This window comes from Parabacteroides sp. merdae-related_45_40 (assembly GCF_001915675.1).
The window spans coordinates 3,651-29,507 of record NZ_MNQY01000034.1 but is presented as its reverse complement, the minus strand read 5'-3'; the positions used below and the strand labels follow the sequence as shown (position 1 = coordinate 29,507).

General features: G+C 46.1%; 22 protein-coding genes and 2 pseudogenes. 18 read left to right on the top strand and 6 right to left on the bottom strand.

Going from position 1 to position 25,857, the window contains the following annotated elements:
* Window positions 1–370 precede the first annotated feature (370 nt).
* The 14 genes from bamJ (BHV83_RS02675) (at window position 371) to folE (ending at window position 13,570) form a co-directional block, all read left to right on the top strand.
* Window positions 371–958: a BamJ family beta-barrel-assembly machinery protein gene (gene bamJ / locus BHV83_RS02675; RefSeq protein WP_005640536.1), complete on the top strand. Its 588-nt coding sequence runs from the start codon at window positions 371–373 to the stop codon at window positions 956–958.
* 14 nt (window positions 959–972) lie between these two features.
* Entirely contained in the window at window positions 973–1,698 is a 726-nt protein-coding gene (gene bamJ, locus BHV83_RS02670) for a BamJ family beta-barrel-assembly machinery protein (RefSeq protein WP_005640538.1), read from the top strand.
* 170 nt (window positions 1,699–1,868) lie between these two features.
* A complete protein-coding gene (locus BHV83_RS02665; protein ID WP_005640540.1) occupies window positions 1,869–2,336 on the top strand; it encodes an Lrp/AsnC family transcriptional regulator in 468 nt (155 codons plus the stop codon).
* Between the two features lie 96 nt (window positions 2,337–2,432).
* Window positions 2,433–3,803 carry a S8 family peptidase gene (locus tag BHV83_RS02660; protein ID WP_182387893.1) on the top strand — a complete coding sequence of 457 codons (1,371 nt, stop codon included), beginning with the start codon at window positions 2,433–2,435 and terminating at the stop codon, window positions 3,801–3,803.
* A complete protein-coding gene (gene xseA / locus BHV83_RS02655; protein ID WP_122206213.1) occupies window positions 3,784–5,121 on the top strand; it encodes an exodeoxyribonuclease VII large subunit in 1,338 nt (445 codons plus the stop codon). The genes BHV83_RS02660 and xseA overlap by 20 nt, the downstream gene beginning before the upstream one ends.
* A gap of 37 nt (window positions 5,122–5,158) precedes the next feature.
* Window positions 5,159–5,347 (top strand): exodeoxyribonuclease VII small subunit, encoded by a 189-nt coding sequence (gene xseB / locus BHV83_RS02650; RefSeq protein WP_005640546.1) that lies wholly within the window; start codon window positions 5,159–5,161, stop codon window positions 5,345–5,347.
* Window positions 5,347–6,042, top strand: coding sequence for a 2-C-methyl-D-erythritol 4-phosphate cytidylyltransferase (locus tag BHV83_RS02645; RefSeq protein ID WP_122206220.1), 696 nt, complete (start codon window positions 5,347–5,349; stop codon window positions 6,040–6,042). The genes xseB and BHV83_RS02645 overlap by 1 nt, the downstream gene beginning before the upstream one ends.
* Window positions 6,043–6,052: 10 nt before the next feature.
* Window positions 6,053–8,149 (top strand): ATP-dependent DNA helicase RecG, encoded by a 2,097-nt coding sequence (recG, locus tag BHV83_RS02640; RefSeq protein WP_005640548.1) that lies wholly within the window; start codon window positions 6,053–6,055, stop codon window positions 8,147–8,149.
* A gap of 211 nt (window positions 8,150–8,360) precedes the next feature.
* Window positions 8,361–9,605: a peptidoglycan DD-metalloendopeptidase family protein gene (locus BHV83_RS02635; protein WP_005650771.1), complete on the top strand. Its 1,245-nt coding sequence runs from the start codon at window positions 8,361–8,363 to the stop codon at window positions 9,603–9,605.
* Window positions 9,606–9,747: 142 nt separating this feature from the next.
* Window positions 9,748–10,305, top strand: a complete 558-nt coding sequence (locus BHV83_RS02630; protein WP_005640556.1) for a DUF1599 domain-containing protein — start codon at window positions 9,748–9,750, stop codon at window positions 10,303–10,305.
* A gap of 3 nt (window positions 10,306–10,308) precedes the next feature.
* Entirely contained in the window at window positions 10,309–11,589 is a 1,281-nt protein-coding gene (locus BHV83_RS02625) for a BT_3928 family protein (RefSeq protein ID WP_005640558.1), read from the top strand.
* A gap of 32 nt (window positions 11,590–11,621) precedes the next feature.
* The gene (gene tpiA, locus BHV83_RS02620) at window positions 11,622–12,380 is read left to right on the top strand and encodes a triose-phosphate isomerase (RefSeq protein ID WP_005640560.1); all 759 of its coding nucleotides are present in this window, start codon (window positions 11,622–11,624) and stop codon (window positions 12,378–12,380) included.
* Between the two features lie 103 nt (window positions 12,381–12,483).
* Window positions 12,484–12,975, top strand: a complete 492-nt coding sequence (locus BHV83_RS02615; protein ID WP_005646685.1) for an SPOR domain-containing protein — start codon at window positions 12,484–12,486, stop codon at window positions 12,973–12,975.
* Between the two features lies 1 nt (window position 12,976).
* A complete protein-coding gene (folE, locus tag BHV83_RS02610; protein ID WP_005640563.1) occupies window positions 12,977–13,570 on the top strand; it encodes a GTP cyclohydrolase I FolE in 594 nt (197 codons plus the stop codon).
* 668 nt (window positions 13,571–14,238) lie between these two features.
* Here folE and BHV83_RS02605 read toward each other — a convergent pair.
* The 5 genes from BHV83_RS02605 to BHV83_RS02585 all read right to left on the bottom strand — a co-directional run bounded on the left by BHV83_RS02605 (window position 14,239) and on the right by BHV83_RS02585 (window position 21,116).
* Complete coding sequence (locus BHV83_RS02605; RefSeq protein WP_122206211.1) at window positions 14,239–15,447, bottom strand: hypothetical protein; 1,209 nt, start codon at window positions 15,445–15,447, stop codon at window positions 14,239–14,241.
* A 131-nt stretch (window positions 15,448–15,578) separates the two neighbouring features.
* On the bottom strand, window positions 15,579–17,492 hold the full coding sequence (locus BHV83_RS02600; RefSeq protein ID WP_122206219.1) for a DUF349 domain-containing protein: 1,914 nt from the start codon (window positions 17,490–17,492) through the stop codon (window positions 15,579–15,581).
* A 174-nt stretch (window positions 17,493–17,666) separates the two neighbouring features.
* Complete coding sequence (locus tag BHV83_RS02595) at window positions 17,667–18,902, bottom strand: sodium ion-translocating decarboxylase subunit beta (RefSeq protein ID WP_005640579.1); 1,236 nt, start codon at window positions 18,900–18,902, stop codon at window positions 17,667–17,669.
* Complete coding sequence (locus BHV83_RS02590) at window positions 18,902–20,812, bottom strand: biotin/lipoyl-containing protein (RefSeq protein WP_122206210.1); 1,911 nt, start codon at window positions 20,810–20,812, stop codon at window positions 18,902–18,904. The genes BHV83_RS02595 and BHV83_RS02590 overlap by 1 nt, the downstream gene beginning before the upstream one ends.
* Window positions 20,813–20,834: 22 nt before the next feature.
* Complete coding sequence (locus BHV83_RS02585) at window positions 20,835–21,116, bottom strand: OadG family protein (protein ID WP_070103922.1); 282 nt, start codon at window positions 21,114–21,116, stop codon at window positions 20,835–20,837.
* Between the two features lie 182 nt (window positions 21,117–21,298).
* Here BHV83_RS02585 and BHV83_RS02580 point away from each other — a divergent pair, with 182 nt between their 5' ends.
* On the top strand, window positions 21,299–22,264 hold the full coding sequence (locus BHV83_RS02580; protein WP_122206209.1) for a tetratricopeptide repeat protein: 966 nt from the start codon (window positions 21,299–21,301) through the stop codon (window positions 22,262–22,264).
* Window positions 22,265–23,063: 799 nt separating this feature from the next.
* Here BHV83_RS02580 and BHV83_RS02575 read toward each other — a convergent pair.
* Window positions 23,064–24,104, bottom strand: a complete 1,041-nt coding sequence (locus BHV83_RS02575) for a hypothetical protein (RefSeq protein ID WP_259324980.1) — start codon at window positions 24,102–24,104, stop codon at window positions 23,064–23,066.
* A gap of 208 nt (window positions 24,105–24,312) precedes the next feature.
* Between BHV83_RS02575 and BHV83_RS02570 the strand changes: the two genes are divergently transcribed.
* From BHV83_RS02570 to BHV83_RS02560, 3 genes and pseudogenes are all read left to right on the top strand, one after another.
* A complete protein-coding gene (locus BHV83_RS02570; protein WP_005650753.1) occupies window positions 24,313–24,540 on the top strand; it encodes an NVEALA domain-containing protein in 228 nt (75 codons plus the stop codon).
* Between the two features lies 1 nt (window position 24,541).
* Window positions 24,542–25,607 (top strand): annotated as a pseudogene (locus tag BHV83_RS02565) (BF3164 family lipoprotein).
* A 7-nt stretch (window positions 25,608–25,614) separates the two neighbouring features.
* Window positions 25,615–25,857 (top strand): annotated as a pseudogene (locus tag BHV83_RS02560) (hypothetical protein); the annotation flags it as partial.

The following is a 25,857-nucleotide window of genomic DNA, read 5'->3' as shown; positions in this document are numbered from 1 at the left end:
TTTTTTTTGCAAAGATACTATTCTTTTGAAAAAACGAAACTCTGATGGTATGCAAATACCGCTGAGGTTTGTTTTTGTGTACAGCTTTCGTCTTTATGATCAAAATTACACTACCATTCCTTCTTTCTTTTCTGAGTTAATAGGGTATCTTTCGAAAATTATTTGCTATGGTGATATTTTTTAATATTTTAATTGATAGTAAATCTCTCTTTTGGACTGTTGAAATGACTGAATGTGGGTTCGGATAGTCCCGATGTGAGACTATCATGTCTAAGATGAGTTATCGTTACATAAAAAAGTCTTCTTGTTTGGTGTTTATGTGGTTAAAAGCATTACATTTGTGGTTCATAATTAGTTGAAAAGAAAAAGAATGGATAAGATTAGTTACGCACTTGGCTTAAGTATCGGGAATAATTTCCAGAACTCGGGCATTAATAATCTTCAGGTTGAGGATTTTGTAAAAGGGTTGAAGGATGTGCTGAATGAAGCACAACCGGAAATCAGTTACGATGAAGCAAAGCAGGTTATCAACGACTACTTCATGAATCTTCAGAAAGAAAGACTGGAGCTTAATAAGAAGGCCGGAGAGGAATTCTTGAATATCAATAAGGGAAAAGCCGGAGTCGTTACGTTACCCAGTGGTTTGCAGTATCAAGTGTTGAAGCAAGGTGAAGGAGCCAAGCCGACTGCTTCCGACAAAGTAAAATGCCATTATCATGGAACATTGATCAACGGAACGGTATTTGACAGTTCTGTACAGCGTGGCGAGCCCGCTGTGTTCGGAGTGTCGCAAGTGATTCCGGGATGGGTGGAGGCGCTGCAGTTGATGCCGGTAGGTTCTAAATGGCGTCTTTTTATTCCTTCCAATCTGGCCTACGGCGAGCATGGTGCGGGCGATGCGATTGAACCGAACAGCGCATTGGTTTTTGACGTTGAATTGTTGGACATAGTAAAATAACATAATAGAGAAAAATGAAAAAGATTAGTGTATTGGTTGCTACAGTGATTGTAGCTATGGGTATTACATCATGTGGTGATTCACACAAAAGCGCATCTCTGAAGACTGCCGCAGATAGCGTGAGCTATGCCATCGGTATCAGCACAGGTGCAGGTTACAAAGAAAATTTGAAGACTTTGCCGGGCGATCCTGCTAACGTTGATGATCTGATTGCCGGCTTTATCCAGGCTATCAAGGGCGATTCTTCCGCTATGAAGATGACTCCGCAGGCTGCTCAGGCTTATGTTCAGACTTACTTCATGGAAGCCTCTGCAAGAGATGCCAAGAAGACGAAAGAAGAAGGCGAAAAGTTCTTGGCTGAAAACAAAACGAAGAAAGACGTTATCACGACTGAAAGTGGTTTGCAGTATCAGGTAGTTACGGAAGGTAAAGGTGCAAAGCCGACTGCCGACGATAAGGTGAAAGTTCACTACACTGGTACTTTATTGGACGGAACTAAATTCGACAGCACGATGGATCGTGGCGGTGAACCGGCAGAGTTCCCGGTTGGCGGCGTAATCAAGGGCTGGACGGAAGTGCTGCAGTTGATGCCGGTAGGTTCCAAATATATCGTTTGGGTTCCTTCTGAGTTGGCTTATGGCGAACGTGGCGCAGGACAGGATATCAAACCGAACAGTACACTGAAATTCGAAATCGAGCTGCTGGATATCGTAAAAGACAGCACTGCTGACAAAAAATAATAAACTGTCGTTTTATACCGTAATTGGCGGGCGAAATATGTTAAATAGCATTTTTCGCCCGCTTTTATTATTTATTTCATACTTTTTTCTTTCACAATGATATAGTATTGAAATTAATTATATACTTTTGATACATTAAATCTAAAAAAGGAAAGTAAAGTAAGCAAGCAATGGAGAAGATAGACAAACTGGACCGGCAGATATTGAACATTATTTCAAAGAATGCCAGGATTCCTTTTAAGGATGTGGCCGAAGAATGCGGTGTTTCGCGTGCTGCCATTCATCAACGGGTACAACGCATGATTGATATGAATGTGATCGTTGGGTCAGGCTATCATATTAATCCGAAGATTTTGGGTTATAACACATGTACTTATATCGGTGTAAAACTGGAACGAGGTTCGATGTACAAAGACGTGGTTCCCGAATTCGAGAAGATACCGGAAGTGGTTGAATGTCATTTTACGACCGGACCGTATACGATGCTGATCAAGTTATATGCACGCGACAATGAACATTTGATGGAGTTGCTGAACGCGCAGATACAGGAAATACCAGGTGTGACCGCTACGGAAACGCTTATCTCGTTGCGCCAGAGTGTAAAGCGTGAAATCCCTATTTGTGATATTTCCGAATAAGAGAAGATAGAATATATGAGCCCGGCCTCGAATGAGTTGCCGGGCTTTTTTATATGCCATACAATTTATATTTTTGCAGAAAAAGATAAAGCAACAATGTCAAAATATTTGTCCATACTGTTTCTTTGTTGTCTTCCAATCTGGTTATGGGCGGGGGAGAATTATCGTTTTCGTGTCTATTTGAAAGACAAAGGGGATGACGGCTTCCGGGTGGAGGAGCCCGAAGCCTATCTTTCCAGGCAAGCGATCGAGCGGAGGGCAAAAAATGATATCGCTGTGACGGATGCTGATTTTCCCATATCCCGGTCATATATTGCAATGCTGTCTGAGACAGGTGCGACCCCTGTTGTGCAAAGCAAATGGTTTGCGACTGTCGTGGTGGAAAGTCCCGATAGTACGGTGGCTGAACAGTTGCAACAGCTGGCAATTGTTGATTCCGTCAAGTGGATTTGGAAAGGGAACCTGCGGGTTCCGGCCGAGGAAAAGCGGGAAGATCGTTTTGTGTCGGAGGATGAACCGCTACATAATGAATATGGCTATTCCTATAAACAGATCAAGATGCTGAATGGTACTAAATTGCATGAAGCAGGTTTTCGGGGTGAAGGAATGCGGGTGGCCGTAATCGATGCCGGTTTTATGAATGCGGATCGGGTGTCGGCTTTCGATTCGCTCAGGTTATTAGGAACGCACAATGTCGTATTTCCTGGTAAAAGTGTGTTTGTCGGGGACGATCACGGGACAAAGGTCCTTTCCTGTCTCGCCGCCGATATTCCGGGTGTGATGGTCGGGACTGCCCCGAAAGCCTCTTACCTGTTGCTTAAGAGTGAGGACAGCGATTCCGAATATCCCGTCGAGGAAGACTATTGGACTGCCGCTGTTGAATATGCGGATAGTGCCGGTGTGGACGTGATCTCTTCGTCGCTTGGGTATTTTGCTTTTGATACGGATGAACTGTCGTACGACCAGGATGCCTTGGATGGCAGGACCGCTATGATCAGCCGGGCGGCTAACTTGGCTGCCGATAAAGGGATACTCGTCTTTTGCAGTGCCGGTAATGAAGGAAGCGGCGATTGGGAAAAGATCACGTTCCCATCAGACGCAGGCGGGATCTTTACGGTCGGTGCGATAGATGAAGATAAAAAGAAAAGCGGTTTCAGTTCCGTTGGCTTTACTGCCGACGGGCGTGTGAAACCGGATGCCGTAGCATTAGGTACGAGTAGCTGCGTAATTGGGCCGGACGGCAATGTCAGGTATGCGAATGGGACCTCTTTTGCCACGCCTATCCTTGCCGGGATGGGAGTTTGCCTTTGGCAATCATTGCCCTGGTTGAATAACAGGGAGATGATCGAACTGCTGCATCGCTCGTCCAGTCAATATAAACATCCGGATACGGAGTTAGGATACGGTATTCCCGATTTCTATAAAGCATATAAGAAGGAAAGGAAAAATGGGGTACGGTCAAAATAATCAGAATCAGGAGCGGCAGGCGTTTTCTTTGCTGGAGCTGAATAACCGGGTGAAAGGGGTTGTCCTGAATGCATTCCCGGAGACGTGCTGGGTGCGTGCCGAGATGAGTGACGTGCGTACGAATGCAGCATCTGGGCATTGTTATCTGGAGTTTATCGAAAAGAACGCGATAACCGGCCAGCTGGTAGCAAAGGCACGCGGTTCCATCTGGGCGAAAACATTCCGGATGCTGAAACCTTATTTTGAGATGGAAACCGGGCAGATATTTGCCTCCGGGTTGAAAGTATTGGTGAAAGTGTCGATCGAGTTTCACGAACTTTACGGGTATAGCCTGACCGTGCTGGATATCGATCCGGCCTATACGTTGGGAGACATGATCCGGAAACGGATGGAAATCATCCGGCAATTGAAGGAAGAGGGCGTTTTCACACTGAATAAGGAATTGCCGTTGCCAACGTTGCCGAAGCGGATCGCTGTCATCACTTCGCTAACGGCTGCCGGATACGAAGACTTCTTGAACCAGTTGGCAAACAACAAGGCCGGCTATCCTTTCTATCCGAAACTGTTTCCGGCTCTTATGCAGGGCGAACGGACGGAAGAGTCCGTGATTGCGGCATTGGACCGGGTGTACCGCCATGCCGACTGTTTCGATGTGGTCGTGATTATCCGGGGCGGTGGTGCTACTTCGGACCTGAATAGTTTTGATTCCTATCTCTTGGCGGCAAATTGTGCACAATTCCCGCTTCCTATTATAACCGGTATCGGGCATGAACGCGATGACACGATCTTGGATATGGTAGCTCATACACGGATGAAGACACCGACGGCCGTAGCCGAGTTCCTGATCGGGCAGATGGACAAAGCTGCCGGGGAGGTGGAAGAGTTACAACAGGACGTTTGTTCGTTGGCAACTGAGATCCTGTCCAGGCAAAAGAACTTCCTGCAATCATTAGGAAGTCGTCTGCCTGTCCTGGCAATAAACCGGATCGAGCGGAATCGTTCGCTTCTCCAACGGATAGGCATGCAATTGCCAACGGATGCCCATGCATTTCTAAACCAGTGGGCATCGAAGCTGGAAGCGATGCAGGTGCGTTTGGCAAACCGTGCGGAGAGTAGTTTGGCAGAGCGGAGCCGTTTTGTCCAGTTGACCGAACAATTTATCAAGATGGCTTCTCCCGACTATGTATTGAAGCGGGGTTACAGTTTGACGCTGAAGGACGGCAAGATCATCAAACAGGCTGACGGACTGGTTGTCGGCGACGAATTGATAACCCGTTTTGCAGACGGTGAAGTACGTTCGAAAGTACTGAAGAAATAAATCAAAATCATAAATCATAAATCAAAAATCCCCCATCATGGCAGAAACATATAATGAAGCAGTAGAGAAACTCCGTAAGATCGTTGCCGATATAGAGAATGGCGATCTGGACGTTGATATTCTTTCTGAAAAGGTAAAGGAAGCGACCCGATTGATCAAATTGTGTAAGGAGAAACTTTACAAGGCAGACGAGGAGGTCAAGAAAGTTTTGGAGGAACTGGAATGATGAAGAGATATGTCTTGATAGTCGCCGGAGGTCGCGGGCTGCGTATGGGAAGCGACTTGCCGAAGCAGTTTATCCCGATGGAAGGAAAGCCAGTCCTGATGCATACGTTGGAGGCTTTTCACCGCTGGGATGCGTCTGCCGGTCTGATCCTGGTACTTCCAGAAGATCACCAACCTTATTGGAAGATGCTTTGCCGGGAGATCGGTTGTAAAGTCCCGCACCGGATTGCAAACGGAGGCGAAACGCGTTTCCATTCTGTTCGCAATGGATTGAATTTCCTTTCGGATGAGATTGGAAATGCAGCCGGAAGGGATGAAAAGATACTGGTGGCTGTGCATGACGGGGTACGACCTTTTGCCGCACCTGAAGTTGTCGAGCAATGTTTTGCCGAGGCCGAAGTGTCGGGAGCTGCTATCCCGGTCGTGCCTGTGGTCGATTCTCTCCGCGAGTTTTCCGGTGAGTCGAGCCGTCCGGTCGACCGTTCGTGTTATCAGGCGGTGCAAACCCCGCAGGTTTTCGATTATGATTTGCTTTTGAAAGCGTATGAACAGCCCTACTCTGAATTGTTTACCGACGATGCTTCGGTTGTGGAGGCTTTCGGACATACGGTCAAGACTGTTCCGGGAAACCGGGAGAATATAAAGATTACGACTCCGTTCGATCTGTTGGTGGCAAAGGCGCTGCTTGCAAAATAAATATTTGTATATGCTCGATCTCGACAAACGTTCCATCATGTATCTGCCGGGCGTCGGCCCGAAAAAGGCGGAGATATTGCAGAAGGAAGCCGGTATTTCTTCGTATGAAGATATGCTGTTCTACTTTCCGTACAAATACATTGACCGTAGTCGTTTCTACAAGGTGGCAGAAGTGACTGGAGATATGCCTTATATACAGATGAAAGGGCGTATCTTGTTTTTCGACACGGTAGGTGAAGGGCGTACAAGGCGGTTGATCGGGAAATTCACGGATGGGACGGGCACAATCGACTTGGTCTGGTTTAAAGGGATTAACTATGTTTTGGACAAGATCAAGACTGGCGTTGATTATATCGTATTTGGCAAACCGACCGAGTTCGGGCATATCTATAATATTCCCCATCCGGATATAGACCCTCTGGATCAAGCGGATAAGGTTGCCAACGGGCTGACACCATTCTATAATACGTCCGAGAAGATGAAAAAGTCGTTCCTTAATTCGCGGGCGATTCAGAATTTGCAGTACACTTTGTTGAGCGGTTTGAACTGGACGTTGCCTGAAACTCTTCCTCCGGATGTCTTGAACCGTATCCGGATGATGTCGTTTCCGGAAGCGATACGGAATGTGCATTTTCCCGAATCGGTCGATAAATTGCGGAAAGCGCAATTGCGCCTTAAGTTTGACGAACTGTTTTTCATCCAGTTGAATATTCTCCGCACTTCCAACCTGCGCAAACTGAAGTTGAGAGGGATTGTCTTTCCTTCCGTTGGAGATTATTTCAATACGTTCTATAAAGAATATCTACCTTTCGAACTGACGAATGCGCAGAAACGTGTTGTCCGTGAGATTCGTGCCGATATGGGAAGCGGGCGTCAGATGAACCGCCTTTTGCAGGGAGATGTGGGAAGCGGGAAGACTTTGGTCGCTTTGCTCTCCATGCTGTTGGCGGTCGATAACCATTGCCAGGCTTGTATGATGGCGCCGACGGAGATTTTGGCAACCCAGCATTATGCGACAGTCATGGGGTTTCTGAAAGATATGGATATAAAAGTAGCCCTGCTGACCGGCTCGACGAAAAAGAAGGAGCGGAATAAGATATTGCCGGCTATCGCGAGCGGTGAGATCCAACTCGTGATCGGGACACATGCTTTGATTGAAGAAACAGTTGTCTTTTCCTCTCTCGGTCTGGCGATTATAGACGAACAGCACCGCTTCGGAGTGGAACAGCGTTCTCGGTTGTGGACGAAAAATGCGGTTGTCCCTCATGTCCTGGTGATGACTGCGACACCTATTCCCCGTACGCTTGCCATGACTTTATACGGTGATCTGGATGTCTCGGTGATCGATGAGTTGCCACCTGGACGCAAACCGATCCAGACCGTGCACCGCTATGATAACAAGAAAGCGCAACTTTACGACTTTCTCCGTAAGGAAATCGGACAGGGCCGGCAGGTCTATGTCGTTTATCCTTTGATCGAAGGCAGTGAGAAGTTGGATTATAAGAACTTGGAAGAGGGGTTCGAGACATTCAAAGAAGTTTTCCCTGAATATAAGGTATGTATGGTTCACGGAAAGATGAAAGCGGCCGACAAAGAGGCGGAAATGCAGAAGTTTATTTCCGGCGAGGCGCAGATATTGATGGCGACGACCGTGATAGAGGTTGGCGTGAACGTGCCGAACGCTTCCGTGATGGTCATCGAAAGTGCCGAACGTTTCGGTCTTTCCCAGTTGCATCAGCTTCGTGGACGGGTGGGACGTGGAGCGGAGCAGTCATATTGTGTGCTTGTCTCTTCCTATAAACTGAGCAACGAGACACGCAAGCGCTTGGAAATAATGGTGAGCAGCAATAACGGATTTGAGATTGCCGAGGCCGATTTGCGTCTGCGGGGCCATGGTGATCTGGAAGGGACGCGTCAGAGCGGAGAAGGGATAGACCTTAAGATCGCGAACTTGGCAGCCGATGGACAAATCCTTCAGTATGCGCGTGATATAGCTCAGGATGTTTTGAACGAAGACCCCGATTTGTTATCCGAACCTAACCGGATATTGAACGAACGCCTGAAAACTCTCTTCGCAAAGAAGGTAAACTGGGGAATGATTAGCTAATATGTTGTGAAACATATTTTGTTTTAATTGTGTGTAAATCAAAGGGTAAAAAGTTCGCTTTTGCTTTTCTTTGGTTTCATTGCGGAAATTTTTCGTTATTGAATTTTGCCGGCTTATCCAAAATTACGAACTTTGACGAGATAACGGTGGAATAAACCATTCTATATCATGATTTTTCATCGTGAAATTACTGTCGAAAGTGATAAGAATAATGAAGATACGAGCATTACTGTTTATTTGTTGTACCACTATTCTGGTATCAGCTGTTGAAGCTAAGATAAAAGAAGATGAAGGAGCTCCGAAGCAAATCGTTCATATTGAAAAGATGGATAAGCGTGTTTCCGAATTGATGGCAGACCGTGTTAATATCCGGAAGAATATGGAACTGAAGGAACTTGCGACCCTCAGCGAGATCGAAATGGAAGAAAAGGAGAACTTGATGTTTCCCGCTGATGAATTGTACGGGTCCAATTGGGAGAACCGTTGGGTTGATCCGTTTCGGGGAGCTGCGAAGGTCAATTTTCCGGATTCGTTTGCGATAGACTGTTCCTCCTTTGTCTATCCTATCGCCATTGATTCTATGGCAAGGATCACCTCTAAATATGGTCCCCGTCGTCGTCGTATGCATAAAGGAATAGATTTGAAGGTGTTGAAGGGCGATACGATCCGTGCCGCTTTTAACGGTAAGGTTCGTATCAAGGCTTTCGAACGTCGCGGATATGGCTATTACGTGGTGCTTCGTCATCCGAATGGATTGGAAACGATCTATGGACATTTGTCTAAGATTTTGGTTGAAGAAAACCAGATCGTACGTGCAGGCGAGACGATCGGATTAGGCGGTAACACGGGACGATCTACCGGTTCTCATCTCCACTTTGAAACCCGCTTTTTAGGACAAGCCATTAATCCGGCTGAAATCATTGACTTCGAAAATGGCGTCCCTCATCAGGATACTTATGTTTTCCATAACGTAAAAATCAACGGGCGCAGAAGCAATATCTATACTTCTTCTTCCGATCGGCTGGTTTATCATCGTGTGAAATCGGGTGATACGTTGGGCAAGATTGCCCGAATATATGGAACCAGCGTGAATGAATTGTGTCGTCTGAACGGTCTGAAAAGCACGTCTGTCTTGCGGATCGGACAGTCTATTCGTTGCAGTGCCGGCGCGGTCACCTCTGCTAAAGCCGGAACGTCGAAACCGGCTGCTTCTGCTAGCGTAAAGCAAACCGTGAAGACTACGGTCGCGGCAGATGCTGCAGCTGTCGCTTCTATCAACCAGACTTCTGATGCCGGGCGGCAAGAGGCTACTCCGGTTTACCATCGTGTGAAATCAGGCGATACGTTGGGGGCTATTGCCGCTAAATATGGTACGACAGTCTCTAAGCTTTGTGAATTGAATGGCATTACGAAAACGACGATTCTGAAATTGGGCCGTTCGCTTCGCTGTTCTTGATTAAGAGTTGGCTGATATGATATAAAGGGCTATTCGTTATGTGCATACGGATGGCTCTTTTTATTTCCGGCTAAAGTAGCCTCTCTTTTGGTCAGATATGGATTTATCCGTATCTTTGTACGGATGTAAATGCTAAGAAAGTATGGCTGATACGAAGGAACAATTCGAAAAAGTAATATCCCAATGCCGGGAACTGTTTGAAAAGAAGTTGAAAGATTACGGTCCCTCGTGGCGAATCATGCGTCCGCAGTCGCTGACCGACCAGATATTTATTAAGGCAAACCGGATTCGCAGCCTTGAGATAAAAGGAGTGAGCATGGTGGATGAAGGTATCCGTCCTGAGTTTGTCGCAATCGTGAACTATGGGGTTATCGGCTTGATACAATTGGCAAAAGGATTTGCCGATACGACGGATATAAGCAATGAAGAAGCGCTGGCCTTGTATGATAAATACATCACGGCAACCAAAGAGCTGATGTATGCCAAGAACCATGATTACGGTGAGGCATGGCGCGGCATGCGTATCAGTTCCTATACGGATCTGATCCTGATGAAACTTTATCGTACGAAGCAGATCGAGAGCCACGGAGGCAAGACGATCGTGTCCGAAGGCATCGATGCCAACTATATGGACATGATCAACTATGCGTTATTCGGCCTAATCAAGCTGGAGTACGGAGAAGAAACAGTTGAAAATTGAAAGTTGGAAGTGAAGAATAAGAATGCCGTTTTAAAGATATTGGCAGAATTGTGCCGCTTGCTGATCGGAGTTGTATTTATCTTCTCCGGTTTTGTCAAGGCGGTCGATCCGATGGGAGGGGCGATCAAGATCGGTGAATACCTGGCTTCCTTCGGACTGGATATGTTGCAGCCTTTTACGGTATTGTTGTCTTTCAACCTTTCGGCAATCGAGTTTGCGCTCGGTGTCTGTATGCTGCTGGGAGTGTACCGGCGGTATGTCTCTTTTCTTATCTTGATATTTATGGCGTTTATGACGCCGTTGACTTTGTATCTGGCCCTTTTCGATCCCGTATCGGATTGCGGTTGTTTTGGGGATGCGCTGGTGATCTCCAATTGGGAAACGTTCTTTAAGAATATCGTACTCTCTCTTGCCGCTATTGTTACGTTTATTTATAACCAGCGCTTGTTCCAGTGCTTTACTTTCCGGGCATATTGGTTTGTCGCTTTGTATGCTTACCTGTTCGGTGTCGGTTTCGCTTATTATAATTACAATCATCTGCCTGTAATCGATTTCCGTCCGTATAAGATCGGTGCGAATATACCGAAGTTGATGGAAATGCCCGAAGAGGCTCCGCAGGATGAATACAAGTACACGTTTGTGTATGAAAAAGACGGCGTGAAGAAAGAGTTTTCGCTTGAAGACTATCCGGCAAACGACAGTAGCTGGACATTTGTGGATTCGAAGACGGAATTGGTCAAGAAGGGCTATCAGCCTCCTGTTGCCGCTTTCAATATTTACAATGGAAAGGGAGATGATGTGACGGAAGAGATCATCGGAAACCCCGGTCCAGTTTTGCTGCTTGTCGCTCCGAAGCTGGAAGAAGCGGACGACGAGCAGATGGATGAGATCAACGGCGTGTATGACTATGCGCTCGAACATGATATCCCGTTCTATTGCGTGACAGGTTCTTCGCCGGAAGCGATCGATACCTGGAGCGACAATACAGGGGCCGAATATCCTTTCCGGATGGCGGACGAGGTGCTGCTTAAGACGATTATCCGTTCCAACCCCGGTCTGGTGCTGCTGAAAGGCGGTACGATACTGGGCAAATGGCACTACAACGATATTCCGGCTGAGGAAGAGGTCAAGGCGGTTATGGATCGCTGCTTGGACGAGAGCAATATAAAAAGTAAAGAAGATGGGACCCTTGCAACCAACCTATTGACTTTTACCGTACCTTTGCTGCTTGTTTGGATGTATGACCTGCTGCGTTTCAGACGCAAACGGAAAGAAAAGAAATAACTATTTGTATTACATATTTAATTAATTAAGTCATGAGAAAGAATATTGTTGCAGGAAACTGGAAGATGAACACTACCCTTCCTGAAGGTCTTGCTTTGGCAAAAGGCTTGGATGAAGCTCTTAAAGGTAAAACTCCTAACTGTGATGTGATCATCGGTACTCCGTTCACTCACTTGGCAAGCGTTGCTGCTGCTATCGACACGAACAAGATCGGTGTTGCTGCTGAAAACTGCGCAGACAAGGAGAAAGGCGCTTACACTGGCGAAGTTTCTGCTGCTATGGTTGCTTCTACAGGTGCAAAATATGTGATCCTGGGCCACTCCGAAAGACGTGCTTACTATCACGAAACTCCGGAAATCCTGAAAACAAAGGTTGAATTGGCTTTGGCTAACGGTCTGACTCCGATCTTCTGTATCGGTGAAGTGCTGGAAGAAAGAGAAGCCGGCAAGCATTTCGAAGTGGTAGATGCTCAGATCAAGGGCTCTTTGTTCGACCTGTCTGCTGAAGACTTCGCTAAGATCGTTCTGGCTTATGAACCGGTTTGGGCTATCGGTACAGGTAAAACCGCTACATCCGACCAGGCAGAAGAAATTCACGCTCATATCCGTGCTACTCTGGCTGCTAAATATGGTCAGGAAATCGCCGATAACTGCACGATCCTTTACGGTGGCAGCTGTAACGCAAGCAACGCTAAGGAACTGTTTGCTAAACCGAACGTAGACGGTGGCCTGATCGGTGGCGCTTCTTTGGCTGTCGATAAGTTCATGCCTATCATCGAAGCGTTTAATTAATTGATAATTGGCAATTGGCAATTGACAATTATTCCGGGGAATTCACCGGGGAGTATATTGTCAATTGTAATTGTCAATTGTCAATTGTCAACTGTCAATTGATATGAAATATATCTTGTCTTTATGTATATTGCTTGGTGCATCTGCTTTGTCCGCTCAGACGGATGGCGGTGGACAGGTGGAAGACATCATTGACGCCTTGCAGGAAAGAGTTCCCGGAAAGGGGACTGTTACGGTGCGCGGGTCGGATGCCCTCCGTAACATGCTCGGCAAACGTCTGCATGGCGAGGGGGTCGAAAAGACTGATAGCACGGCCTTTCTGAAAATACAAGGCTATCGTACACAAGTGTTCTCCGGTAATAACCAGCGTAAATCCAAAGATGAGGCTTTCCGGAAAGAAAAAGAAATTAAGGAACTTTTCCCTGATGTCCCGACTTATGTGACGTACAATGCTCCGTTCTGGCGTCTGCGTATCGGTGATTTCCGTTCGCATGAAGAGGCTTATCACATGCAACGTCTTCTGATGGATGCATTCCCGGCCTATAGGAAAGAGATGTATATCGTTAGGGAAGAAGTCAAAATCCCATTGAATTGAAATGAGTGAAGAAGTAAACGAGAAGACTTTGCTGGCCCGCGAAGAGCTGGCCGGCCATTATAAAAGTATTATCAATCTGCTTGGTGAAGATGTAGACCGCGAAGGTCTGTTGAAAACGCCCGAACGTGTAGCCAAAGCCATGCAGTTCCTGACCAAAGGATATCATGAAGATCCGGCAGCCGTGCTTCGTGGCGCCATGTTCAAGGAAGAGGACTACAAGCAGATGGTGATTGTAAAGGATATCGATTTCTTTTCTCTTTGTGAGCATCACATGTTGCCCTTCTTCGGGAAGGCCCATGTCGCTTATATCCCTAAAAAATATATTACGGGGTTGAGCAAGATTCCCCGTGTTGTGGATATCTTCGCCCGCCGTCTTCAGATTCAGGAGCGATTGACCATGCAGATCAAAGACTGTATTCAGGAAACGCTCGATCCGTTAGGCGTGATGGTCGTGATCGAGGCACAACATATGTGCATGCAGATGCGTGGTGTCGAGAAGCAAAACTCCCTGACTACAACCTCCGACTTCACCGGATTCTTTCAACAGGCCAAAACGCGTGAAGAATTTATGAATCTGATCAAACATAACCGGTAACGACGTCGAAGATCAGAGGATAGGTCGGCATGAGTGTCGGTGTTCTTCTGCATTTCTTTATTTTGTCATGTTTGGGGGGTAAACAGACTTTTCGCCATGATTCGCGAATTGCCTTCACCTGTATGCGCAATGGTCTGATTGTTATTATATCGGTGGGTGAAGCCGAGTAGCAAAAGTGCCTTCACTGCTTATGTTTGCTTTCATCGGAGAGCAAGCCGGATTTGGTGCATCCCATTTAAGTGACAGTAGCCGTGTTTCTGTTGCAAAACAGCCTAATCATTTACCTTTTGCCCTTGGTCGAATATGTTTTCGCCCTTGGTCAAAAGCCTTTTCGACACTTGTCAAAAGCCTTTTCGACTAAGGGCAAAAAGCAAAGGAATGGTAGCTTTTGATGTAATTGATTGTTTGTTTGCTTATTAGTTAGGGTTGTTCTACTTTTATCTTTCACTTAAATATTGTGGATGTAGTGCAGGGAGACATGACTAACTTGAACCAAGACGAGACACTGGGTGAAGCCGAATCTTGTTTTCTCCATAAACTTATTTTTATCCTCCGATTACCCTGTGAAGAACGAACGCTATAAACAAAACAAGCCCCTGAGGACGGTAATTGCCTTCGGGGGCTTCGTCGTATATTAAATACAGGATTGAGGAGGGGGGATGTTAGAATCAGAAAACCAGTATGTAGGCCCTGTATTTGGTTTCTTTTGTGACCGGGCAGAGAGAAATATATCCTTCTTTTATTTTCCCGTCTTTCATTTCAAGCGGATAAGCCTTCTTCATAAAGCAATGTTGCTCGTAGGCTTCTCCCGGTTTGCTTGTGTAAGTGATGCGCATGTCACCCCGGGCGTTGGGAACCAGGTATTTTTGGCTGATGCGCAAAGCTACCATCCCCATTGTGTAGCGCATGTTCACTTCTATGCAGGGATGTATGGCGAATTCGCCGTTTGCTTTTTTGCGGTAGACCAACATGTCCACGCCCAAGTAACCGGTATAGATGTTTCCGTATATCTGCCGGATCGCCTCTCCGACAGTTTCTTTCAGTTGCTGGAATTTGTCTCCGAAGTTTTCAACAAAGAAGCTTTCCAGATATGTCTGTTCGCCCAATACATTTCCGGAATAAGCTCCTTTCTTTTCAGCTCCGAATACGGAAAGCCCTTCATAGCGTATGTTCCCGTTTCCGTCTGAATAAAACTCCATCGCGAAATCCTGGTATTTGTCCAGTGCACATTCTATGCTGACACATCCCTGTTTGTTCAGTGCCCCTTCGATCCAGGTACGGTCTTTTGTAGTCAGTTTGCGTTCCGGTAGCCAAAGCAGTCCCCTGCCGGAAGATGAATAGGGAGTCTTCAGTATGAAGGGAGCATTCTGGAGGATCAGGTATTTTTCCACTTCTCTTACTTTTTTGCAGAATTTAGGCGATACCGGTATATCCATATCAGGTAGGAGTTCTCGTATTTTGTCCAGACATTCGGCAGCAGTCTGGCGGCTTGTCAATCGGGTATATTCTTCTTTCCATCCCGGGATCGTAAGGTTAAGGTTACCGCTTTTCCGCAGTTTTTCAAAAAGAGAATGGCTATGTGGAGAAAGTCCCCAGGGGGTTGCTTGCATTTCGGGCAGGCTGTCCTTCTGTTTTTCGATCTCCTTACGTGAGATTAGCTTGGCAAACGGCCTGAACTCCTTCGGTTGTAAGGAGAAGAAACGAGGTGAAACGATCTCTTCGGTAAAAACAAAATCCTCCGCGTCTGCATACCAGACGGGAAGATAAGATAACTCCCTGGTCATTCTCTGCACGTTTGCAGGTGGAGTGTAATTTTCAGAGCCTTGTAGTATGGCGGTTTCGTGTCCTGGGTTAAAAAAATGTATTTTGGATTTCATACTATATGTATATAAATAGGGATATAAATGAGGCACGGATTACACAGACTGCACGGATTAATTATTTTTCTTTCCGTGTGAATCCGTGTAATCCGTGCCTAATTTATATCAGTTTACGGGATTTTTCCGTTTTATTCGAGGTTCTCGTCGATGGCATCTATCTTTTTAATGATGAGTGCCATTTCGTCTTTTAGCTTGTCGATCTTGCGTTCCATTTCTTTGAGCAAGCCGCCGCCGCCTTTGGAAGAGATGCTTAGGAACCCGATGTTGTTTTCGTAAGTTTGAAGTTCGTTCTTCATCCGTTCGTACATGCGCATCAGTTTTTCCCGTTCTCCGTAAAGTTTCCCTTTTCCCCGTTCGCCGTTGCTCATATCGCTGAGACTATTGCGGAAAGTCTGCATCTTGCGGTCGTTCTGGTCGACTTTAAGACGGTCGAACTGTTTGTCGACAGCTTCGTGATATTCCTTGTAAATCTTGTCTTTTTCTTTAAAAGGGACATGGCCGATAGCGTTCCATTCTGTCATATATCCTTTCAAGGTAGCAAGTGCTTCGTCATGGTCGGCTTCGTCGATTGTGTTGATCTTTTCGATCAAAGCCTTTTTAGCAGCTAAATTCGTTTGCTCCACGCTCTTTTGGGAAGATACATTCTTGTTCTTCTGTTCGAAGAAATAGTCGCAAGCCGTGATGAAGCGCTTCCAGACGGTATCGGAATGTTTGCGGGCTACCGATCCGATCGTCTTCCATTCTTTTTGCAAGGCGATCATCTTTTCGGTTGTGCTCTTCCAGTCCGTACTGTCTTTCAATGCTTCGGCTTTTTCACACAAGGCTTTTTTCAGTGCGAGATTCTTTTCCATCTCGTCCTTTATATTCTTGTAGAATTCGCTTTTGCGGTTGAAATAAACGTCGCAGGCTGCGCGGAAACGTTCGAATATCTTCACGTTCGATTTCTTCGGGGCGAAGCCGATCGTTTTCCATTTGTCCTGCAAGGCAATTACTTCCTTATTTTTTTCTTCCCAATCTTTGAATGATTTCAAAGCCGGGAAATCGATGTTTTCTATCTGTTCGCAAATGGCTGTTTTGGCTTCCAGGTTTTCCTGTTCCTTCGCTTTCAATCCTTCGAAATGCTCCTGATGGCGTTTGTTGATGATTGTGGAAGCGGCTTTGAAGCGGGACCAGAGATCTTCGCGCAGTTCTTTCGCTACCGGACCGATTTCGCGCCATTGCTGGTGTAGTTTCTGAAGCTGATGGAAAGCGGATATGACATCCGGTTCCGTTTGCAGTTTCTCGACGGTTTCGCAAAGAGCCGTTTTCATTTCCAGATTCTTCTTGAAATCGTAGTCGCGGAACTGGTTGTTTATTTTGATGATATCATAGAACATCTCGCTGTATGTTTGGTAGTTCTTCCACAGTTCGCTGACGTGTTCCTGCGGAACGGCTTTCACTTCTTTCCATCTTTGCTGGATGTCCTTGAAATCATTATATAATTTGTTGAAATCTTCCTGGCTTTCGGTCAATGCTTTCAGCTGGTCGATCAGTTGGAGTTTCAAGGCATAATTGGCCGCTTTAACCCGTTCTTCCTCGGCAAGGATGGCAGCCCGTTTTTCTTTGTAGACGTTGAGCAGTTCTTTGATCTTGCTTTCGGTTTCGTCTTCGGGAGCGACAAAATCCTTTTCTTCACCACCGGCTGTGAGGAATGCTTTCTTCAATTCGTCCACTTCGCTCCGGTGGATTTTGTAATAAGCCTGTTTGAGTGCTTCCACCTCGTTGCGTGTCGCGTCTGCCGCCGCTCCTACCAAACCGGTCAGTTTCTCCAGAATTTCTTCTTTCGACAATTTTCCCGTAGTCGCAACGGTTTCTTCACCTGCCGCAACTTCGTCTGTTTTGACTTCTGCTTCAGATGTTTCTTCTGCTGCAACTTCAGCGTCCGTTGTTTCGTTTGTTACAACTTCCTCCGCCGTGTTTTCCGGTGTTGTTTCCGGAGCCTTAGTTTCTTCCAATTTGCCGTTTTCTTCAGTTGGCAAATTAGCTTCGTGAGTGTCCTTCATATTCAATCGCATTTAGGAAAAGGATAAATGTATCCTATATCAAGTCACAAATTAAAGTAAATATTTTGGGATTACAGCATTTGGAAGCAAATAATTTGCAGGTAGATGTTAAATTAGGCACGGATTGGAGCAAATTCCATGAAATCCGTGCCTAAATATAATCCATGTTTGAAATTATCCTAAGAACGAGATCAATACGCCTGCGGCTACGGCAGAACCGATAACGCCGGAGATGTTGCTGGCCATGCAATATTGAAGCACATGGTTCTTGGGGTCGTATTTCAATGCTATCTCATTTGCCACGCGGGATGCCATCGGTACGGCGCTCAGTCCGGTTGCTCCGATCAGCGGGTTGATTTTCTTCTTTGTGAAGAGGTTGAACAGTTTGACGAAGAAGATGCCGCCCGCTATGGAAAGGGCGAATGCAAGGAAGCCTCCGATTACGATACCGATTGTCGTGAAGTTCAGGAACGCCTCGGCTGTCATGGTCGCGCCGACCGATAATCCTAAAAAGATGGTCGCTGCATTCATGATGCTGTTCGATGCTGCATCGAACAGGCGGAATGTATTGGTTCCGATCTCTTTGACCAGGTTACCGAACATCAGCATACCGATTAATGGCACTGCACTCGGCACGAACAGGGCCACTACCGTCGTCACTACGATTGGGAAGATGATCTTCAAGACACGCAAATTTTTGATTTCCGTAGTGGACGGGTATTTCTTTTCCTGTTCCTTCATATTGATGGATAGCTCTTTCTTTGAACAAAGTAGCTTGACTACCAGTGGGATGATAACCGGAACCAGCGCCATATAGGAATAAGCGGCAATCGCTATCGGTCCTAACAGATGGGGGGCCAGTTTGATGGTCGTGAAGATGGCAGTCGGTCCGTCCGCTCCTCCGATAATTCCTAAAGAAGCTGCTTCTTTAGGCGTGAATCCCATCAGGATGGCTACCAGCAGCACGGTGAAAATACCCAGCTGTGCCGCCGCCCCGAATATGGACAGACGCAGGTTGCGCAGCATCGGTCCGAAATCCGTCAACGCTCCTACACCCATAAAGATGATAGGAGGAAGGAACCCAGTCTTGATCAGCATGTAGTAAATGAAGTTCATCAGCCCCAACTCATGCGCGATGTCATGGAGCGGCATCTCCCAAATGTTCTTCATCACTCCGTGCACGTTGATCATGCCGTTTTCGTCGGCCTGTATCACCCCCATATCGCCTCCGGGGAAGTTGGCAAGCAACACGCCGAACGCGATCGGTACGAGCAGCAGCGGTTCATACTGTTTTTTGATACCCAAATAAAGCAGTATGAACGCAATGGCATACATGATCAGAAACTGCGGTTCAGCAATGATGTTGCTGAACGCAGTCATCTCATATAGATTTTGAAATATTTCATTCATTATTGTATCGTCATTAGTACGTCATCTTCAGAAACCGCATCGCCGGAAGCTAGGCAGATCGCAGTGACTGTTCCACCAAATTCCGCACGTACGGCATTATATGTCTTCATGGCTTCCACATAGCAAAGCACATCGCCTTCCTTTACGACATCTCCTACTTTTACAGGTGTGTCGGAAGCACTTTTCACGAGGAAGAATTTGCCTTCCAGCGGCGAGAGCACTTCTTTGCCGGTACCGGCAGGAGCAGCAGCGGGGGCGGGTGTCGCGGCAGGAGCAGCCTGTGTTTCTGCCGGGACGGCATTCGCTGTGTCTCCGAATGCTACGGTTACCTTGTAGGATTGGCCGTTCACATCGACGGTCATTACTTGCGGAGTTGTCGGCATAGCCATTGCCATACTGGCCGGGGCAGCTTGTGAAGGAACGGTGGCAGGCTGGGCGGCTGTTTGCTTCTCGGCTTTTCTCTTGGCTACGTCGGCTTTGAATTCCACTTTGGCTTTTCCTGAACGGTAGGCTTCATACTGTGCCGGATGCATCGCATATTCGAAGAGTTCTTCGTCGTCTTCGCCCGTTTCCCATTGTTTTTCGTTCATCAGCTTGCGATACTTGTCGAGCGCGTCAGGATAGTTGTCCTGTGGGTTGCCTTCGAAGAATTTGCGTCCTTCGGCTTTCGCCTTCTCGATGATTTCCGGAGCCAACGGACCCGGCAGGCGTCCTGCCTTGCCTAAAATCATGTCCCAGATATCGTCGGCGATCATGCTCCAGCGGGCCTTCCCTTTCTCCATCTGCATCACATTCATGAGCGCCAGGTTCTTCACATACTGGCTGAACGGAGTCACTAATGGAGGGTAGCCGACACGCGGCCATACATAGGCAACTTCATCGAACAGCTTGATTAACAGCTGGTCTTGGCTCATGAGCGGCTTGTTGTTCTTGATATTGTTCTTGTTGATTGTCTCCAGGTTCTTTTCGAGGTCTGACATCAGGCTTCCCATCATGCCGCCTGGCAGGCCCGGACCGATCAGCAACGAGTTCATCAGGCGGTTCTTCGGGCTGATATACAAGCCGAGGAAGTCATCCATGAATTCCTGGATCAGGCTGCGGACTTTCATATAAGCCTCCATGTTGATTTCCGGCACTTTGTAGCCGGCGTCTTTCAACATCGCCTGTACGGTCAGCAGGTCCGCATGGCCTGTACCCCATGAAAGCGGTTCCATGCCAACGTCGATGTAATCGCAACCGGCGTTACATACTTCTAAGATCGAAGCCACGTTGAATCCGGGACCGGCATGGCTGTGATACTGAACCGGAATTTCCGGATGTTTTGCCTTGATGTTTGCTACGATCTGCCCCAAGGAATGCGGACGGCCGATACCGGCCATATCCTTTATACAGATTTCATCCGCTCCGAGTTCGATCAGTTCCATCGCCATCTTGGTGTAATATTCGACCGTATGGATGGGAGAGTGGGTGATGCACAACGAGCATTGCGAGATCATCCCTGCTGCTTTCGCATATCGGATGGAAGGAGCAATGTTGCGTACATCGTTCAATCCGCAGAATGTGCGGGCGATATCTGTCCCCTGTGCTTTTTTTACCTGGTAGAACAACTGGCGAACGTCGTCAGGTACGGGACTCATACGCAGGCCGTTCAGCGCTCGGTCCAGCATGTGGGTTTGTATGCCGGCCTCATGGAACGGCTTCGTCCATTCGCGTACGGCTCTGTTTGGGTTTTCACCGAATAATAAGTTTACTTGTTCGAATCCTCCGCCATTGGTCTCTACGCGGGCGAAGCAGCCCATCTCGATAATGGCTGGCGCTACCCGTGTTAGTTGGTCTACGGTGGGAACATATTTTCCGGCAGATTGCCACATGTCACGGAAGACCAAACTAAATTTGATTTCTCTTTTCATGATATTTTATGTATAAATGCTATTATAATTTCTCGATCTTAACGACTTTGCCTTTTCCACCGGTCATAACACTTACAGCCGATACGATTGCGGCAGTAGTCTGGTTCGTGATGCCGGCAGCCGGTGTGGATGTAGCCGTCTGTCTTTGTGGTGTCACTTGTTTTTTAACAATAATCTCTTCGGGCGCATATTTGTTTACCAGTACGATCAGGCCCTTCCCAAGATTGATAACGATCAGTAGGATAGCAAAAACAGTTGTCATTCCTACAATCATTAGCAAAAGTCCAGTTTCTATGTTTTCCATACTCATTAATTGACGGGAAAGCGTGCGGTTGGTGTGGCTGGCACAATCCTTCCCAAGTTAAAAATTCTGCTACAAAATTAGAAAAATGTCTGAAACTCACTTATGGATTCTTCATAAAAAATATGAAAAGGGTTCGGACTTTTCGTATCTTTGCCTCCTTGAAAACAATTTGTAATTAAATCATGGGAAACTTCTTTAAATCACTATTCTCTTCTTCTAAGGCTGCAACACCTGAAGAGGAAAAAAGCAAGAACGATCAGAAAAATTTCGATATTCTGAAATACGACGGTGTCCGCGCCCAGAAAATAGGACAGGTAGCGTATGCCATCAAATGTTTTACTGAAGCGTTGAAGTTGCAGGAGGATTTCGAGACGATGACTTATCTGGTTGCTGCCTATACGACGGCGAATAAGGCGGAAGAAGCTCTTGAGGTGCTGAACCGCATGGTGGAACTTGAACCGGATCATATCAATACGCTTCTGACACGTGTGAACGTGCTTTTCATGCTGGACAAGGATGCGGACGTGATTGTCGATTGCCGGCATATTCTCGAACTGGAAGAGACGAACCATTTGGCCTGGTTCCTGATGGGGAAGGCGAAGCGGACGACTTCCGACCCCTTAGGGGCTATTGCCGACCTGACGAAAGCGATCGCCTTGAAAGAAGATTTCACGGATGCCTATCTGATGCGTGCCCGGATATTGTTGTCGATGCAGCAGGCAACCGAAGCGCTTCCCGATGTGGAAAAGGCCATCACGCTGGCTCCGGAAGAAGAAACATCCTACTTGCTACGCGGCCGTATCCATGAAGCGATGGGCAATATCGACGCTGCTGCGGCCGATTACCAGAATGTGTTGGAGTTGAATCCGTTCAATGACGAGGCGACGTTGCTCGTCGGCCAGCTCCTGATCACGCAGGAACGTCTGGATGAAGCCATTACTTTCTTCAACGAAGCGATTGATCTGAAACCCGATTTCGCCAAAGCATACGCCGAACGGGGCCGTGCCAAGAACCTGAAAGGAGATAAGGAGGGCGCCTTCGAAGATCTGAAAAAGTCCATCGAACTGAACCCCGAAGGCGACGAAGCCCGGAAGCTGGAAGGGCAGCATACGAATTTTAACGATATGTACAAGGGCGGGATCTTCTGAGAAGGATGATTCAGATTTTACAATAACCCCCTGTTTTTTCTATTTCAACCCGAAAACCGAACCTTTTCGGGTTGTCTTTTTGTAAGCGGACCGGAACATTTTGTGACGTGCAGACAGCACGTCTGCGCGGTTCGTTTCCGGTACATGTGTTTTTGTCAATCCGAATCTTGTTTTCCTTGACAATCCGGAAAACCTTAACTTCCGGAGAGTCGAATATCCGGATCCTGCTTGGGGATGGTGCAGGAATATGGAACGTATAAAGAGCCCGGTCTCAGGGAGGCCGGCAGCCCTTTCCCGTGACGACCGTCTTCATCGCGCTGGCGACCGTCTTCGTTGTCATGACGACCGTCTTCATGCAGGGTGAACTGCGCACTTCAGAGCCATGAAGACGGTCGTCATGGGAATTTTCTGCGCATCTCGCGGAAAATACCTCCGGAAATGTTTGTTGCCGCTGCTGGAGAAACCTTTTGGAAAGGTGGTTTTGACAGCTTTTTTCTTGTTTCTATGGGCATTTTTTACAATATTCCCAGGTTGCCCCGATATTTTTACCGGTTCAGCGTCAGGTCGGTTTCTCTAAAAATAAAACTTATTGTCATCCCTGGCTTATTGTACGGTTTTTCAAAATACCCGTTAGTCTGAATCGAAACTGTAGTGCATGAAATTAGGTTTTCTACCCTATATTTTTTAAGAAACTCGTGTTTCTGCAAGATGTTGAATAACAGAAAAATACAAATATATGCCTTTTGAAGGGGGGTATTGTGCGTTTTAACGTCTTTCGAAGTCTGGTGTTCTGTGTTTCTTAGATCTCTTCAGGATTACTTATTATAAGCTGATAGCCGGTTCCCCGACAAGATTTGATTTGGATAAATGGCATGGGGGCCAAGCTTTCCCGCAAGCGCACAATAGCAGCAGAGACCGCATCGCGTTCCGCTTTACCGATCTTTTCCTTTTTTAAGGCATTTCCGAGGATTTGTGAATAGATAATTTGAGGCGCTATCACTGATTGTTGAGAATTAATCAGATGAGTAAATAGCTTCAGGCCTTGCCCGCTTAAAGTCACATGTAGGTTTTTGTATTTCAAGATGCCGCTTTTCTTGTCGAACCGTAATCCGAAAGGTAAGGTCCCTTCTTTGGAAAAAGAACGGACAAAAGCGACAACCGGCTTCTCTACAATTTTTGTTTCTACAACTTTCCTTTCAAGCAATACCGCGTTTAGTTTTTTTATTCCCCATTTATAACTGCCGTATAAAATTCCGACAAATAAACCATAAAAGAGTAAAAAGAGAAGGATGGAATCTGCCCGTTTTAAAACAAAGGAAAGCGGAATTTGCACAAATGCTTGTAATTCTATATTGTCTTCTATATTTTTATTCTTCCGATATATAACTGGCTTCAAAGCGGTAGCTTTTTTCATAAAAAGGCTATCGGTGTAACTTATCGTTGTTTTTTCTTTACGCTTACAACGCACCGCTGTTTGTGTTTCCATACCTAAATCTGCAAGTCTGGCGCGAAAAAGGCTATCCAGGAAAATCCGGTTCGGATCATTCAGAGACAGATAGTCCTGGTCACACCATCTTTCTTTTTCTTCATAGGAAATAGAGTCCGATAATAATAATGTCCCTCTATTGGTTTTTATCGGTATGGAACCCAATCGGGTGTTTATTTCTTTACTGATAGCATCTTGAAAAGTAGCAGAGGCTTCAGTGAAAATCTTTTTACGGCATGAAAGGAATCCATGCCAGACCATTATCAAACAAAACAAAGTCATACACATATATAATAATATGCATAGTCTTTTAAAAAAAAGGATTTTGTCTGTATGTCTATTCTCTTCTTGCATGTTGCAAAAATATAAAAAATGGACATCTATATAGGCTTTTCTCTTCAGATATATGTAATTCAAGTCCGAAGAAAACCTACAGAAAACCTATAAGAAGTCAGGAGATGGCATTCTATTTATCTGGGTAGTAGCGAATTGTAAAATATGTAGCACAAACCTATTGACATCCGAATTATATATCCCTACATTTACCTCAAAAACAAAAGTTATGAAAAAAAGAGTTTCAGCAGTAGTAATTGTTTTGGTTTGTTTGGGTGGAGTTGCTTGTATCAAGACATTGTCGACATCATCTGTCGGCTTGCCTCAATTGGCATTTGATAATATTGAGGCTTTGGCGTCCGGTGAGAGTAGTGCTTATAGGTGTTACGGGATAGGCGATGTCGACTGTCATGGTGATAAAGTTGATAAGATGTATAGTGGCTATAGTTTAAAATGACATGAGAATCTTCCTATACATATTATTAATAGGAATAAGTACATTAATCTCCTGCAGTGGTTCACCCGATCCTCTTTACCCTCGATATACAACTTTTCCTGATGAGAAAATAGTAGCCACGCAGGAGATTTCTATTGATTCTGCCTTTTTCCGTTATCCCTACCGGGTAGCGGTAAAAGACAGTATCGCTGTCATCATGGATTTACATAATGACAGCCATTACTTTTACGCTTTTACTTATCCGGAGTGGAAGCCGATCGCACCGTTCGGAAAGCGTGGAGAGGCCCCCGGAGAAATGCTTTCGGCAGAGATGTTCCAGTTTTCTGCATTAGATTCAGTCTGGACATTGGATGCTAACCGGATGCTGATCACGCGCTGGTCTGTCTCTCCGACGGGCAAGACCGTTTTGCGCAAAGAGGAAATAAGATTAGATAAAACATTAGTTCGCTCTTTAGATTTTTATCGTACAGATTCAGCCTTTCTGATCACAGACTACTTAGGTGATTTTCGTTATCACAAAGTCAGTCATAGTGGTAAACCGATCAAAAACATAGGTAAAATTCCCACCGAAATCAGCTATGAGCAAGATATTCATCCCGCCTTAGCACAAGCTTGGCGTAGCTTTACCGATTACAACCCGAAAAACGGGATATACGCGATGGCGACCCAATTGGGAGAAGCCCTTGAAATATACAATCTAAAAACTCAAACTCATAACGTTATATACGGTCCTGCCGGAGAACTTCAATTCATTGCAAAAGGAGGCGAAGGATTCCCGACCGGCATCAAAGGGTTTGTGGACATACAAGTCACAGACGATTATATTTATACCGTTTTCGATGGGATGTCCTGGAAAGAGCGGGACAAATTTTACGAACGCGGCATGTCTGCTCCCAAAGGAGGCCATTTCCTGCCATTTCCTTTACGTGTTCGATTTGGCAGGAAACCCGGTTCGAAAATATACGCTCGACAAAAATATCTTGGGCATCCATATCAATGAAAAAACAAACACCGGAATTGCGACTTGCGCGGAAAGCGATAATCCGATCGTGACATTCAAACTATAACAAGAAAATGAAACGACTGCTCTACATATTATTCCTATTATTTTTGTTAGCCGCTTGCCGGGAAAACAAGAAAGAGCAATTCGCCCGCCTGGTTCAGGAATGGCAAGGGAAAGAGATCGTGTTTCCGCAGGATATGGTTTTCACCCGTTTTGTCACTGAGCAGGTGGAATACCGGATACCCGATGCAGAATATAAAGTGCTGATTTATGTCGATTCAACAGGTTGCACCAGTTGCAAATTGCAACTGCCG

Bases quoted from the DNA above. Each gene is read 5' to 3' on its own strand.
- bamJ (WP_005640536.1), top strand. From the start codon at position 371: ATGGATAAGATTAGTTACGCACTTGGCTTAAGTATCGGGAATAATTTC.
- bamJ (WP_005640538.1), top strand. From the start codon at position 973: ATGAAAAAGATTAGTGTATTGGTTGCTACAGTGATTGTAGCTATGGGT.
- BHV83_RS02665 (WP_005640540.1), top strand. From the start codon at position 1,869: ATGGAGAAGATAGACAAACTGGACCGGCAGATATTGAACATTATTTCA.
- BHV83_RS02660 (WP_182387893.1), top strand. From the start codon at position 2,433: ATGTCAAAATATTTGTCCATACTGTTTCTTTGTTGTCTTCCAATCTGG.
- xseA (WP_122206213.1), top strand. From the start codon at position 3,784: ATGGGGTACGGTCAAAATAATCAGAATCAGGAGCGGCAGGCGTTTTCT.
- xseB (WP_005640546.1), top strand. From the start codon at position 5,159: ATGGCAGAAACATATAATGAAGCAGTAGAGAAACTCCGTAAGATCGTT.
- BHV83_RS02645 (WP_122206220.1), top strand. From the start codon at position 5,347: ATGAAGAGATATGTCTTGATAGTCGCCGGAGGTCGCGGGCTGCGTATG.
- recG (WP_005640548.1), top strand. From the start codon at position 6,053: ATGCTCGATCTCGACAAACGTTCCATCATGTATCTGCCGGGCGTCGGC.
- BHV83_RS02635 (WP_005650771.1), top strand. From the start codon at position 8,361: ATGAAGATACGAGCATTACTGTTTATTTGTTGTACCACTATTCTGGTA.
- BHV83_RS02630 (WP_005640556.1), top strand. From the start codon at position 9,748: ATGGCTGATACGAAGGAACAATTCGAAAAAGTAATATCCCAATGCCGG.
- tpiA (WP_005640560.1), top strand. From the start codon at position 11,622: ATGAGAAAGAATATTGTTGCAGGAAACTGGAAGATGAACACTACCCTT.
- BHV83_RS02615 (WP_005646685.1), top strand. From the start codon at position 12,484: ATGAAATATATCTTGTCTTTATGTATATTGCTTGGTGCATCTGCTTTG.
- folE (WP_005640563.1), top strand. From the start codon at position 12,977: ATGAGTGAAGAAGTAAACGAGAAGACTTTGCTGGCCCGCGAAGAGCTG.
- BHV83_RS02605 (WP_122206211.1), bottom strand. From the start codon at position 15,447: ATGAAATCCAAAATACATTTTTTTAACCCAGGACACGAAACCGCCATA.
- BHV83_RS02600 (WP_122206219.1), bottom strand. From the start codon at position 17,492: ATGAAGGACACTCACGAAGCTAATTTGCCAACTGAAGAAAACGGCAAA.
- BHV83_RS02595 (WP_005640579.1), bottom strand. From the start codon at position 18,902: ATGAATGAAATATTTCAAAATCTATATGAGATGACTGCGTTCAGCAAC.
- BHV83_RS02590 (WP_122206210.1), bottom strand. From the start codon at position 20,812: ATGAAAAGAGAAATCAAATTTAGTTTGGTCTTCCGTGACATGTGGCAA.
- BHV83_RS02585 (WP_070103922.1), bottom strand. From the start codon at position 21,116: ATGGAAAACATAGAAACTGGACTTTTGCTAATGATTGTAGGAATGACA.
- BHV83_RS02580 (WP_122206209.1), top strand. From the start codon at position 21,299: ATGGGAAACTTCTTTAAATCACTATTCTCTTCTTCTAAGGCTGCAACA.
- BHV83_RS02575 (WP_259324980.1), bottom strand. From the start codon at position 24,104: ATGCAAGAAGAGAATAGACATACAGACAAAATCCTTTTTTTTAAAAGA.
- BHV83_RS02570 (WP_005650753.1), top strand. From the start codon at position 24,313: ATGAAAAAAAGAGTTTCAGCAGTAGTAATTGTTTTGGTTTGTTTGGGT.